Source organism: Streptomyces sp. DSM 40868 (assembly GCF_011820545.1).
GTDB lineage: Bacteria > Actinomycetota > Actinomycetes > Streptomycetales > Streptomycetaceae > Streptomyces > Streptomyces eurythermus.
Genome location: NZ_CP050504.1, coordinates 8,553,096 through 8,565,345, shown reverse-complemented (window position 1 = coordinate 8,565,345; position 12,250 = coordinate 8,553,096). Strand labels below are relative to the sequence as shown.

The window sequence follows — 12,250 nt, the reverse complement described above, 5'->3', positions numbered from 1 at the left end:
ACCCCCGCCCTGCGATCTGATGGAGGACCGGTTGAGCACCGAGCAGGACACCGTCGCGACCTGGAACACCTACGGAAACCACCAACTCGCGCGAGGACTCGGGCTGCCCGAGCTGGACCGGTGGGACTGGGGCATCCCCGGCACCGGCCCCGGCACCGAGGTCTTCGGCGATGTGACCGGGCTGCGCATCCTCGACCTCGGCAGCGGGCTCGGCCGGCACGCCGCTCACCTCGCCGCCCGGGGCGCCGACGTCACCGCCGTCGACGCCTCCCCCGCCCAGCACCAGCGCGCCGCCACTCGCTACCCCGACACCCCACGCCTGCGCCTGGTGTGCGCCGACGCCGTGGCCCACCTACGCGACGCCGACCCGTACGACCTCATCTACTCCGTCTCCTCCGTCCCCTACCTCGACCCCGACCGGCTGCTGCCCGTCCTGGCCAACGGCCTCAAGCCGGGCGGCCGCCTCCTCTTCTCCGCGCTGCACACCAACTCGAACGGCACCGGGCCGTCGAACGAGGCCGTCCCGCGACCCGAGATCCTGAGGCTGCCCGGCACCACCGACGACCACCCCGTCAACATGTGGGTCCTGACCCCGCAACTCTGGGAGGACCTCCTCATCCAGCACGGATTCACCATGGAGGCGGTCACCACGATCGACTCCGACAAGCCGGACAACCACGTCTCCTACCGGCTGTACGCCGCCCGCCGACCGCAGCGCGTACCGAGCCGCCCCCGCACCAGCGCACTGCCCCCGCCGAATACCGCGCTGGGCGTCGGCGTCATCGTGCACGGCCCGGACGGCGTCCTGCTCGGGCGGCACCGGCGCCGTACATGGGAGCTCGCCGGCGGAACCGTCGAACCGGGAGAGACCTTCGCTCAGGCCGCCGTCCGTGAACTCCGCGAGGAAGCCGGCCTTGTGGCGGATCCCGGCGACGTACGGGTGCTGGGCACGCTCCTGGACCGGGTGGGCGACGTCGTCCGGGTGACAGTTCCCGTCGTCGTCTCGCAGTGGTCCGGCGTCCCTCAGCAGCGCGAGGAGGCCATCGGATCCTGGCGTTTCTGGCCCCTGGACGCGCTGCCCGGCCCTCTGTTCGTACCGAGCGCCCAGTGCCTCACCGCCTGGAACCCGGACCTGCCGCTCGACCAACCGCCCGCCCACTTCCAGGCCTATCGCTCACCTGGCCGTGCTTAGACCGTGTCCTATGTGGTGAGACGGACGAGTCGTTTGTAGCAGCACAGGGCGGCGGCGAGCCCGAGGAAGGCCAGGTAGTTGCGGGGGTCGCGTTCGTAGCGGGGGCTGAGCCGACGGTAGCCGGAGAGCCAGGACATGGTGCGCTCGATGACCCAGCGGCGTCGCCCTAATCGTTCGCTGGATTCGATTCCTTTGCGGGCGATGCGGACGCCGATCCGCCTGCCGCGCAGCCATTTCCGCAGGTCGGCACGGTCGTAAGCCTTGTCCGCGTGGAGGCGCTGGGGCTTGAAGTGGCGGCCGCGGTGGGGGTCGTGTCTCGTTTGGTGACCCTCCACCATCGGCTTCAGTCCTTCGCTGTCGTGGGTGTTGCCGGCCGAGACGCCGACGAGGAGAGGCAGTCCGTTCGCGTCCGACAGGACGTGCATCTTGGAACCCGGCTTGCCCCGGTCCACGGGACTCGGACCTGTGTGTTCGCCCCCTTTTTAGCCCTGACGTGGGCGGTGTCGAGGACGACGCGGGTGACGTCGATCAGGCCGGCGTCGTCGAGCCGGTGCAGCACAGCCTCGTGCAATCGACCCCAGACCCCGGCTCTCGACCAGATCAGAAACCGGCGGTGAGCCGTCGACTTCGATATACCGAAGCAGGGCGGCAATTGGCGCCAGGCACAGCCGGACACCAGCACGTAGATGATCGCTGCGAACAGCGTCTCATCAGGAGTGTCCTGCGTTCCTCCGCCCTGCGGCCGCACCCTCGACGGCGGGATCAGCGGCTTCGCGATCTCCCACAGCCCGTCCGGAACAATCCAACTCCACGTCCCCCGCCCCATACCGAGGACAACGACGCCTCACCACATAGGACACGGTCTTAGACGTCGTCTCATTTGGCGGGGCGAGTAGTCTGCGCTGTGTGGTGATGGTCGAGCGCTTGGTACCAGACGAGCTGTGGGAGCTGTTCCAACGGGTGGTCCCGCCCGCTCCGGTACGACCTCAGGGCGGCGGTCGGCGCCGGTACGGGGACTGCGAAGTGCTGGTCGCGATCATCTTCGTGGCCACAACAGGCTGCACCTGGCGGCAGCTGCCGCCGGTCTTCGGGCCGTCGGGCCCAACCGCACACCGGCGCTTCACCGAGTGGAAGTACCGCCCGAGTCTGGGCCAAGTTGCACCGCGTCATCCTCGATGAACTGGGCTCGCGCGGCGGCCTGGACTGGTCGCGCTGCGCGATCGACTCGGTGAACATGCGGGCCTTGAAAGGGCGGGGCAAGAAGGGCTCGAAGATCCACTTGATCACCGAGCGGACCGGTCTGCCCATCTCCGTCGCGATCTCCGGCGCGAACCTCCACGACGGCCAGGCGCTTCAGTCACGCGTGCGCGGCATCCCTCCAATCCGGTCCCGCCGCGGCCCGCGCCGGCGGCGGCCCGCCAAGCTCCACGCGGACAAGGGCTACGACTACGACCACCTGCGCCGATGGCTCCGCTCGCGCGGCATCCGCAACCGCATCGCCCGAAGAGGCGTCAAATCCTTCACACGGCTGGGTCGGCATCGCTGGACGATCGAGCGCACGATGTCCTGGCTGGGCGGCTGCCGCCGCCTGCACCGCCGCTACGAGCGCAAGGCCGAGCACTTCCTGGCCTTCACCGCCATCGCCTGCACCCTCATCTGCTACCGCAGACTGGCAGCCTGACGGGCGCCACCCACAGGTGGGACGATCCACAGCGTGATCGGATGGATGCACCGCACCCCGCGCTGGGCGGTCATATCGGCCTGCGGGATCGCAGCCGTCCTGCTCTTCGTCGGCGCTTTTACGCACGTCGCTGACCTGCTTCGCCACGGTCTGTACCCGTACGACTGGGCACCAGGGTGGCTCAACCTCTACTGGTCGTCGCTGGCACTGTTCGACACGCTCGCCGCCGTCTTCCTGGTCCGCGGTAGGCGCCGAGGAATCGACCTCGCCTGCGTCATCATGGCGACCGACCTCGCCGCCAACTGGTACGCGGTCTACGGCATCCAGCACAGCAGTCTCGCAGCTCAGCCCGGCCTTCAGCGACTGACCGCGTTCACCGCACTCGTCCTGGGAACGGCACCGTTCATTCGACGGCACCTCACCAATTGAGACGCCGTCTTAGACCGTGTCCTATGTGGTGAGGCGTTCGTTGGCTGTGCATGGGGCGGGGTACGTGGAGTTGGATTGTTCCGGACGGGCTGTGGGAGATCGCGAAGCCGCTGATCCCGCCGTCGAAGGTCCGGCCGCAGGGTGGCGGGACACAGGACACGCCTGATGAGACGCTGTTCGCAGCGATCATCTACGTCCTGGTCAGTGGCTGTGCCTGGCGGGCCCTGCCACCCTGCTTCGGCATCTCGAAATCGACCGCGCACCGCCGGTTCCTCATCTGGTCCAGAGCCGGGGTCTGGGGCCGCCTGCACGAGGCCGTACTGCACCGGCTCGACGACGCAGGGCTCGTCGATGTCACCCGCGTCGTCCTCGACTCTGCCCACGTCCGCGCTAAAAAGGGGGCGAACACACAGGTCCGAGCCCCGTGGACCGGGGCAAGCCGGGTTCCAAGATGCACATCCTGTCGGACGCGAACGGACTGCCCCTACTCGTCGGCGTCTCAGCCGCCAACGTCCACGACAGCGAAGCACTGAAGCCGATGGTGGCCGGTCACCAAACGAAACACGACCCCCACCGCGGCCGACACTTCAAGCCCCAACGTCTCCACGCCGACAAGGCCTACGACGTTCCTCACCTGCGTAAATGGTTACGTGGCAAGCGGATCGGAGTGCGCATCGCCCGCAAAGGCATCGAGTCCAGCGAGCGATTGGGGAGACGCCGGTGGGTCATCGAACGTACCCTCTCCTGGCTGACCGGCTACCGCCGGCTCAACCACCGCTACGAGCGCCATTCCCGCAACTACCTCGCCTTTCTCGGACTCGCCGCAGCCATTTGCTGCTACAAGCGACTCCTCCGCCTCACCACATAGGACACGGTCTTAGCCCGTCGCCCACGCCCACCGCGTTCGAAAGGAAGGCACCATCGTGACCCCGCCCCCTGCAGATGCTTCCCGCCCGCCCCTTCTGGGTGTCTTCGCACACCCGGACGACGAATCTCTCCTCGTCGGCGGTGTCCTCGCCCAGCACCACGCGGCCGGGGCTCGCACGGCGGTCGTCACCGCCACTTGGGCCCCCGACAGCCGCCGTGCGACTCCCGCCCCGGCGCCGCCTACCTGCACATCACCGCCGACCAGGCCGAGCCGACCGCGGCCACGGTGCGGGCCGCGCTCGCCGGCACCCTCACCTTCCCGCACCGGGCACGCGAGGTGCGGGTGCACCGCTTCACCAACGCCGACGGCCCCTACTGGGCGGCCGACCCCGACTTCCACCCCGACGGCACCTTCACCGCCCTGCACCTCTACCCGGCCACCCGCATCCGCCCGAACTCCGGCTACACCGACGCCACCCGCCCCTTCCTCAACACCCTCCTCGCGCACAAGCGGGCCCGCGGGCTCGGCCGCCGCGACGAGTTCACCGCCGCCACCGGCGCCGACGTCCACGCCGTCCTTGCCGCGCTCGCCGCCCAAGCGCAGGAGCTGGATCCGGTCGACACCGCGGCGGCCGCCCATCTGCGCGAGCAGGTCCACCCGCAGATCCGCGCCTACGCCGCTGTGCTGGAGCGGGCCGGCTACCCGCCGCGCCTGTTCTTCTCCCGGGCCTTCACCATCGACACCGGCCAGATCGTCAACCAGGGCCGTGCCGAGCACCTGTTCCGCGGGCTGACCGGCACCAGCGGCGAGCCGATGACCCCGCGCGAGGAACGCGGCTCGGCCTGGTGAGCCTGTCCACCGTCCGCGGCCCCATCTGGAGGATCACCCCGCTGCTCCTCGCCCCGGCCGGGCGCCTGCCGATCGCGGTCGCCGGGAAGAAGAACCAGGCCACCCACGCCCCGAGTCTGCTCGTCGAGGAACTCGACCCCTGCCACCTTTCCCCGGTCATGCGGGCCACCGGCTGCCGCCTGCGCCGCCACGTGCTGACCCTGCCGGACGGCTGGACCGAGCACACCACCATGACCCAGGGCAGGGCTGGGTTCGCGCTGCCCGGCCTGCCCGCCGCCTGAACCCCGGGCGCCCGGGCGGGCGGGGAACGAGCGGTAAAGCCCGCCCGGGCCCCGCACACGGCCGCGATACTGGCCGCCATGACACCCACTCCCGACACACCGGCCCCGTTCTCCCGGATCAAGATCCGGACCGGGGCCCTGGTGTTCTGCGGCAACGAGGTCGCCCTCATCCGCCGCGACCGCGCCGACTCCACCCACTACACCCCGCCCGGCGGCAACGTCGAACCCGGCGAAGGCCTCCCCGACGCCCTCGCCCGGGAACTCGCCGAGGAACTCCGCCTCGACGTCGACCAGGCTGAAGGCGGCGACCTGCTGTGGGCCATCGACCAGCGCGTCACCCGCCCCGGCCCCACCCCGCCCCCACGCAAGCTCCACCTGATCTACCGCCTCCACATCACCCCCGAACTCCGCGCCACCCTCGCCGAGACCGAGCACGACGAACTCCCCGACGGCAGCCACGAAACCGGCATCATCGAGTGGGTCGACTACCGCAAGAGCGCCGACCTGCCGATCTTCCCGCCCATCGGACCCGCCCTCGCCGCCCTACCCGATCCCCATGCCACCGTCACCGACGCCGCCCTGCCCGCCGTCACCGACGAGAACTACACCTGGGTCTGACCGTCTCCTTGCCCGGTGCGGACGGCGCGGAGAAGGATTGGTCCAGGGGGCACGCGCGTGAACGCCAGCCCCGAAGAGAGCGACGGCGCCTGCTACACGGCCGCCGCCTCGATCAGCCCCCAGGCCCGCACGAACCTATCCCTGCTGGCCTCCGTCCTGTCCACAGCCGGATTGATCAAGCCCGGGTCGGCCAGGAGCTGTCCCAGAACGACTTCAGCCTGTCGGCGACGAACCCGGTCTACGTCCTCCCGCGTCTGCGGGCTGGTCAGGTCGCAAAGGCTCTTGCCCGGATACGCCGGCGGAATTGCCATGGTGTCGCCCGCGTGGAGGCGTACATCGCCGACCTGGTCGCGAGGCTTGATTCCTTCCCGGAACGTCTCAACGTGGAGCAGAGCGCCCAGTGGACCCTGGGCGAAGCGCACCAGAAAGTGGCCGGCCTGCCCTTCTGACCGTCTCTGTCGCGGGGATCCCGTGTCGGACCGCCGCCGTACTTTCGACAGCACGAGCGACGTCCCCCGAGGGAATCCCCGTCACCACGCCCGCGGTCTCGGCCGCCATGCTCCTGCTCTCCCCCAACAGATCGGCCCATGCGTCCGCGCCTGCGGCGGCGTCACCGCCCGCTACGGCTCGTCGGTGCGCACCCGCAGCTCAGAGAGCCGTAGCTTTTCGAGCCACCCCGGCATACAAGGAGACCTGGCTGTCCATGACCAGGCCTTGGCCGCTCGCAGGATCAGGTCAGGGCGCCAGCGGCGAAAGTGGATGTCGGTGGTCCACCACGACTGAGCTTGCGTGTGATGTGCGTCACCTTTTTGAGATTTATTGCCGGTTGACGTCCTTGCCGGGCCTGAAGAGTGAAGGGGTTTACTCGATTCAGCCTTGGAGGACTTGATGATCCCGCGGAAGACGCTTCTGCCGACCATCACGCCGGAGGGAAGGTACGGGCAGCTCGTGGAGCTGATTACTGCTGCCACAGAGTTGGACGGAAAGGCGGCGGAGAGGCTCGCGGACGGCCTGCTGGACCGGTTGGGGCTGTACGGCCCCACCCCCGAACCTGTGGCGGATGCGTGTTCGGCGATGTTCTTCGACGCCGACTCCGGCTGGGTGCAGTGCACCAAGGAGCCGGGACACATCCAGTGTGGCGAGGTACTGCACAGGAACAGGAGGAGCCACCGGTCCTGGAGCGACGACCACGTGCAGGCCGTGCCGGAACAAGCTGAGTAGCCGGGCAACGGCACTCCGCCCTGCATCCGGCGCTTGGAAGCCGGTCGCCGTCGGACGGGATTCGTCCCGCCCGACGGCGGGAGGCCGACCAAATTTCATCGAAGGTGCTGTTCAGCGGCCTGCTCCAGCGGGGCTCGTGCGGAGTCCGCCTAGCGCATCGCGGTCTTCTCGTCGAGCCCGAAGACCTCGGCGAGATGCATTGGGTCGGGCCCGTGGGACAGGACGCCACCCTGAACGGCTCCGTGTTGACCGGCAAGCTGGCTGCGCTGGCCCGCGAGCTGGACACCGTGGTGGTGGCCACGGGGATCGTGGACCTGATCCGACGGAACCCGGGCCTGGACAGTGCTGGCCCGGGCATCCGGCGCTGGCCGGTCCCGGAGCCGGCGACGTACTGGCCGGCGTCGCGGCCGGCTTCCTCGCCCGGATGCTCCCGGCCCCGGACGCGCGGCGCTGGCCTGCCACCTGGTGGGCACCGCCAGCGCCGCGCTGACCGCTGATCTCGGCCCGGGCCGGCTCCCCCGGGACCTGCCCGGTCGGTCCATGGCGTACGGCGGATGCCCGCACTTTGCAAATCGAGTGCGAGGGGGTGCAGGCCAACGCGCCCACCGCGGATCCGTGAGCGGCACCCTCTGCGATTCGGCCAACCGCCCGCGTTCCAGACCTGTTGCGGCACCGGGTTCGCGAACTTCGGGCAACGGCAGCTGTCGGTGAAATAGGGTCGATCTGGAGCGTGATCATTCGGGCACGTTGCCTTGTTCCCCTACGGCCGCACGCGCGTCATTGCACGGAGAAAGAGCCTCATGGCACCCGCCGTTTCCGATTCCGACCTCGATGCCGTCTCCAGCCTCCAGGTGACCGGTGCCGGGCCAGCCCGCGGCTTGCTCCAGGTACCCGGCGACAAAAGCATTTCGCACCGGGCTGTGCTGATGGCGGCCATGGCCCACGGCCCCACCGTCATCACCGGCTTGTCCATGGGACAGGACGTGACACACACGCTCGGAGGCGTCCAGCAGTTCGGTGTGTCCGTCACCTCCACGGATGACGGCCGTGTGCGGGTGGAAGGACCGATCCGTCACGAGCCCGCCGACATCCTGGACCACGGCAACGCGGGCACCGGTATTCGCCTCACAGCCGGCGTCTGCGCCGGAATCGACGGCGTCTCGGTCCTCACCGGGGACCGCTTCCTTCGGCGTCGGCCGATGGACCGGATCGCTGAACCGCTGCGCACGATGGGCGCCAGGGTCGATGGACGCGAGCGTGGGCGGCTGGCCCCGCTGGTGATCCGCGGGGGCAGGCTGACCGGCATCACCTATTCCCCCAAGCAGGCGTCCGCCCAGGTCAAGAGCGCGTTGCTGCTGGCGGGCCTGTCTGCGGCAGGCCCGACGACGGTGGAGGAGGTACACCCGACGCGGCGGCATACGGAGGAGATGCTGACCCAGTTCGGGGGCCGGGTGCGTGTGGAGGGCAATCGGGTGACGGTCGAGCCCGGGGATCTGACGGGTACGCAGGTCGTGGTGCCGGGCGATCCGTCTCAGGCCGCGTTCTGGGCGGTGGCCGCCCTACTCGCTCCGGAGCACGGTGAGGTGGTGGTGGAGAACCTGTACACGGGCTTCGGGCGCAGCGACTTCGTGAACGTGCTGGAGCGGATGGGCGCCGACATCGACTTCGACCTCACCACGGGCACCCTCACGGTCAAGGCGTCACGGCTGCGGGCGGTGGACCTGACGGCCGAGGACATCCCCGGCATCGTGGACGAGGTCCCGGCGCTGGCGATGGCGGCGGCCGTCGCCGAGGGCACCACCGTCATCTCAGGCGCCGGCGAACTGCGGGCCAAGGAAAGCGATCGGATCGCTTCGACCGCTCGCCTGCTGCGGGCGTTTGGTGTGCAGGTGTCCGAGACGGAGGACGGCATGGTGATCGAGGGGGGCTCCCGGCTGCGCGCGGGTCGGGTGGACTCGCACGGTGACCACCGCATCGCGATGACGGCCGCGGTCGCCGCGGCGTGCGTGGAGGGCACGACGGTGATCGACGGCTGGGAATCAGTGGCGACCAGCTACCCCGGGTTCGCTGCCGACCTGGTGCGGCTGACCGGTGCGAGCGCCCAACCCGGCGCGTAACAGCCTTCTACGCCGCGCTCGAACCGCCCGTGCGCGGTCACCGCACACCCCTGGACCAATCCACAGCACTCCCACGGAGGGCCGGACCCGATGAACCACGATCTCGCCGCAGAGCTCCACCGCCGCGCCGAGCAGGACCAAGCCGCCCGCCGCCGCTTGCTCGAGACCGGTGCCGCGGACGACCTGCTTCTGGTCGACGCCGACAACACCGCCTGGCTGAAGCAGGTCATCGCACAACACGGCTGGCCGGGCATCACACTGGTCGGCGAGCAGGGAGCCGACGAGGCCTGGCTTCTGGCCCAGCACGCCGACCGCGATCCCGGCTTTCAGCGTCAGGTGCTGGTCCTGCTTCAGGACGCCGTCGCAGCTGGCGACGCCCTGCCCCGGCACCTCGCCTACCTCACCGACCGGGTGCTGGTCGCGTCCGGCGAGCTCCAGGAGTACGGCACGCAGTACACCCACGACTCAGACGGAGGCAACCTTCGTCCGCACCCCGTGAGGGACCCCGCCCAGCTCGTCACCCGGCGTGCCTGCGTCGGACTGGAGCCGGCCGCGGAGGCCGACCTGCGCATGCGCGAGCGCTACCCCCGTAAGGCTGTCTGACCCCATCGCCTGTCCCCTCGTGCCGCGCCGGCGTACACGACAAGAGGCTGGCTGCGGCCGCCAGGGGTGGACCGGCTCGTCCCGGTTGACGGCGCCGGTCGTGTCAGCCTGGCGCCTGGACGTGGGACGGCGCTGTGTGCCCGACCGGAGGGGACGGTATGGCCGGAAGCGGGCGTGTAGCAGCCCGGCCACACCGGCTCATACGGCCTGCGTGGCGGCGGCTGTGACGGGCTCGGGTTCCTGCCTGGTCGCAGGGGATGGCAGTCCTGCGGTCTTTTCGGGGGTCTCCTGTCGGCCCCTGCCGGCGGCTGTGTAGAAGACGGAACTGCCATGCTTGGCCGCCAACAGCGCTGCTGCTCTCAGCATGGAACTGGCGCCCGTACCCGAATGTCAGGATGGCGTCCCGCCGAGTGGTGTAGGGGATCTCCGCGGTTGAGTGCGCGGGTTCTGCTCCCTCGGGTGCACCGTCTGCCGGTGTCTGCTCCCTGCTCAACTGGCAGGCCACCGTGCAACTGTCCGGAGTGAACGGGCAGTTCGACCCCAGGGGGTGCACGGTGGCCTTGTCCCAGCATGACCTACTTCGCCTGCTTGAGTCACTACGTTCGGCCGATGGTCTTGAACTCGTCCGCGAGGTCGCCGAAAGGCTGCTGCAGGAACTGATCGAGGCCGAGGCCACCACAAAGATCGGCGCCGAGTGGGGCGAACACACCGGCACCCGCACCACCTGGCACAACGGTCACCGGGAGAAAACGGTGACCACGCAGGCCGGCGACCTCGAGCTCGCGATCCCGAAACTGCGGGCCGGGAGCTTCTTCCCCAGCCTGCTGGAGCGCCGGCGGCGCATCGACCAGGCCCTCTACGCGGTCATCATGGAGGCATACGTCCACGGCGTCTCCACCCGGTCGGTCGACGACCTGGTCAAGGCACTCGGCTCGGACACCGGGATATCCAAGAGCGAGGTATCCCGGATCTGCGCGGACCTCGACGAACAACTGGACGCCTTCCGCACCCGTCCGCTGGACCACATCCGCTTCCCCTACCTCTTCCTCGACGCCACCTACGTCAAGGCCCGCGTCGACCACCGCATCGTCTCCCAGGCCATCGTCATCGCCACCGGCGTCACCCAGGACGGCGGCCGCGAAGTCGTCGGCGTCATGGTCGGCGACAGCGAGACCGAAGCCTTCTGGACCCAGTTCCTGCGTCACCTGCGCGAACGCGGCCTGAGCGGCGTCCGCCTGGTCATCTCCGACAGCCACAGCGGCCTGGTCAAAGCGATCCGCAAGGTCATGCTCGGCGCCGCCTGGCAAAGGTGTCGTGTTCACTTCGTGCGCAACGTCTTCGCCGTGATCCCGAAAGGGTCGGCGGAGATGGTCGCCGCCACGATCCGCACGGTCTTCGCCCAGCCCACCGCGGACGCGGTCCGCAGCCAGCTCGACACCGTCGCCGACATGCTCGGCCGCCAGTTCCCCAAGGTCAGAGAGATGCTGATGGAGGCGAAGGAGGACCTGACCGCGTTCGCGGACTTCCCCCACCAGCACTGGAAGAAGATCCAGTCCACGAACCCGCTCGAGCGACTGAACCGGGAGATCAAACGCCGCACCGATGTCGTCCAGGTCTTCCCGAACCCGACCGCTGTCCTCCGCCTGGCCACCGCGGGCCTCGCCGAACTCCACGACGAATGGATCGCCTTTCCTCGCCGCTACCTCTCCAACGAGAGCATGGACGCCCTCTATCCCGACGACACGATCGTCCTGCCCGCCGCATCAGACGACTGATCGCCTACACCACAAGAAGGGGCATGACCGAATGTCAGTCCCTTCCGGCACGCTACCGATGCAACCGCCATCGCAGAGAACGAGGACGATCCATGGCCGACGCACAGGACCGACGCGACGTGGTGAAGGACATGATCGCGTTCGCCGCCCAGCGGCTCGAGGACGACTGGAACACCGCGGAGGCTGCCGGGCACGGCGTGCGGTTGTCCACCGTGGAGCGCGCCAGTCACCTGGCCGTGGGATGGACGCGCCTGCAGGCGCGGGACAATGTCCGTCTGGTCTACGACGTGCGCTTCTGCCGGCGCTACAGCCCGCAGGCGATCCTCGCGGAGATCGACAGGAAGTGCCGGCTGCTGGAAAGCGGCGACGAAGCCACCATCAGGGTCCTCATCCAGGAATGGGCCGATCACCCGGGGTTCCAGCCCCACTGGCGGCTCGACCTGTCTGACGGCCATCTGCTGGACCGGCTTCGCACGCTGCGCACCGCCTGAGGTACCGGCCGCAAATGGTACGGCACGCCCCGGGGCCGGGGCGGGAACCGCTTCAGCCGTTCGGCCGTGTCCGCAGTGGGAGCGGGCGGTGTGGCCGGGTGCCGCGTGTGCAGCACTCCGGCCAC

General features: G+C 69.3%; 14 protein-coding genes and 1 pseudogene. 14 read left to right on the top strand and 1 reads right to left on the bottom strand.

Going from position 1 to position 12,250, the window contains the following annotated elements; genetic code table 11:
* Nucleotides 1–31: 31 nt before the first annotated feature.
* A complete protein-coding gene (locus HB370_RS42570) occupies nucleotides 32–1,192 on the top strand; it encodes a bifunctional class I SAM-dependent methyltransferase/NUDIX hydrolase (protein ID WP_037702212.1) in 1,161 nt (386 codons plus the stop codon).
* Between the two features lie 8 nt (nucleotides 1,193–1,200).
* On the opposite strand, the gene HB370_RS38535 is transcribed toward HB370_RS42570, so the two are convergent.
* Nucleotides 1,201–2,018 (bottom strand): IS5 family transposase gene (locus HB370_RS38535; RefSeq protein ID WP_106980704.1). Its coding sequence is split into 2 segments (ribosomal slippage): nucleotides 1,201–1,676 and nucleotides 1,676–2,018, totalling 819 coding nucleotides; the frame shifts between segments, so codons are not numbered across the junction.
* 86 nt (nucleotides 2,019–2,104) lie between these two features.
* Here HB370_RS38535 and HB370_RS38530 point away from each other — a divergent pair.
* The 13 genes and pseudogenes from HB370_RS38530 to HB370_RS38475 all read left to right on the top strand — a co-directional run bounded on the left by HB370_RS38530 (nucleotide 2,105) and on the right by HB370_RS38475 (nucleotide 12,125).
* Nucleotides 2,105–2,873, top strand: a protein-coding gene (locus HB370_RS38530) for an IS5 family transposase (RefSeq protein ID WP_106980705.1) whose coding sequence is annotated in 2 segments (ribosomal slippage) — nucleotides 2,105–2,323 and nucleotides 2,325–2,873 — 768 coding nt in all. Because the reading frame shifts where the segments join, the coding sequence is not laid out codon by codon here.
* A gap of 33 nt (nucleotides 2,874–2,906) precedes the next feature.
* On the top strand, nucleotides 2,907–3,302 hold the full coding sequence (locus tag HB370_RS38525; protein WP_244405825.1) for a hypothetical protein: 396 nt from the start codon (nucleotides 2,907–2,909) through the stop codon (nucleotides 3,300–3,302).
* A gap of 50 nt (nucleotides 3,303–3,352) precedes the next feature.
* Nucleotides 3,353–4,170, top strand: a protein-coding gene (locus tag HB370_RS38520; protein WP_106980841.1) for an IS5 family transposase whose coding sequence is annotated in 2 segments (ribosomal slippage) — nucleotides 3,353–3,695 and nucleotides 3,695–4,170 — 819 coding nt in all. Because the reading frame shifts where the segments join, the coding sequence is not laid out codon by codon here.
* Between the two features lie 55 nt (nucleotides 4,171–4,225).
* A pseudogene (locus HB370_RS42770) lies at nucleotides 4,226–4,321 on the top strand (GlcNAc-PI de-N-acetylase); the annotation flags it as partial.
* 44 nt (nucleotides 4,322–4,365) lie between these two features.
* Nucleotides 4,366–5,019, top strand: coding sequence for a hypothetical protein (locus HB370_RS38510; RefSeq protein ID WP_030794136.1), 654 nt, complete (start codon nucleotides 4,366–4,368; stop codon nucleotides 5,017–5,019).
* Nucleotides 5,016–5,300, top strand: a complete 285-nt coding sequence (locus tag HB370_RS38505) for a hypothetical protein (RefSeq protein WP_030794133.1) — start codon at nucleotides 5,016–5,018, stop codon at nucleotides 5,298–5,300. Before HB370_RS38510 ends, HB370_RS38505 begins: the two co-directional genes overlap by 4 nt.
* Nucleotides 5,301–5,378: 78 nt before the next feature.
* Nucleotides 5,379–5,918, top strand: a complete 540-nt coding sequence (locus tag HB370_RS38500) for an NUDIX domain-containing protein (RefSeq protein ID WP_030794131.1) — start codon at nucleotides 5,379–5,381, stop codon at nucleotides 5,916–5,918.
* A gap of 323 nt (nucleotides 5,919–6,241) precedes the next feature.
* On the top strand, nucleotides 6,242–6,367 hold the full coding sequence (locus tag HB370_RS42565) for a hypothetical protein (RefSeq protein ID WP_280117781.1): 126 nt from the start codon (nucleotides 6,242–6,244) through the stop codon (nucleotides 6,365–6,367).
* Between the two features lie 427 nt (nucleotides 6,368–6,794).
* Nucleotides 6,795–7,139 (top strand): hypothetical protein, encoded by a 345-nt coding sequence (locus tag HB370_RS38495; protein ID WP_030794125.1) that lies wholly within the window; start codon nucleotides 6,795–6,797, stop codon nucleotides 7,137–7,139.
* 752 nt (nucleotides 7,140–7,891) lie between these two features.
* Nucleotides 7,892–9,256 carry a 3-phosphoshikimate 1-carboxyvinyltransferase gene (gene aroA, locus HB370_RS38490; protein ID WP_157855675.1) on the top strand — a complete coding sequence of 455 codons (1,365 nt, stop codon included), beginning with the start codon at nucleotides 7,892–7,894 and terminating at the stop codon, nucleotides 9,254–9,256.
* A 90-nt stretch (nucleotides 9,257–9,346) separates the two neighbouring features.
* On the top strand, nucleotides 9,347–9,859 hold the full coding sequence (locus HB370_RS38485) for a DUF6624 domain-containing protein (protein ID WP_030794116.1): 513 nt from the start codon (nucleotides 9,347–9,349) through the stop codon (nucleotides 9,857–9,859).
* Nucleotides 9,860–10,413: 554 nt separating this feature from the next.
* Entirely contained in the window at nucleotides 10,414–11,634 is a 1,221-nt protein-coding gene (locus HB370_RS38480; protein ID WP_030794114.1) for an IS256 family transposase, read from the top strand.
* Between the two features lie 92 nt (nucleotides 11,635–11,726).
* On the top strand, nucleotides 11,727–12,125 hold the full coding sequence (locus HB370_RS38475; RefSeq protein WP_030794112.1) for a DUF6221 family protein: 399 nt from the start codon (nucleotides 11,727–11,729) through the stop codon (nucleotides 12,123–12,125).
* Nucleotides 12,126–12,250 lie beyond the last annotated feature (125 nt).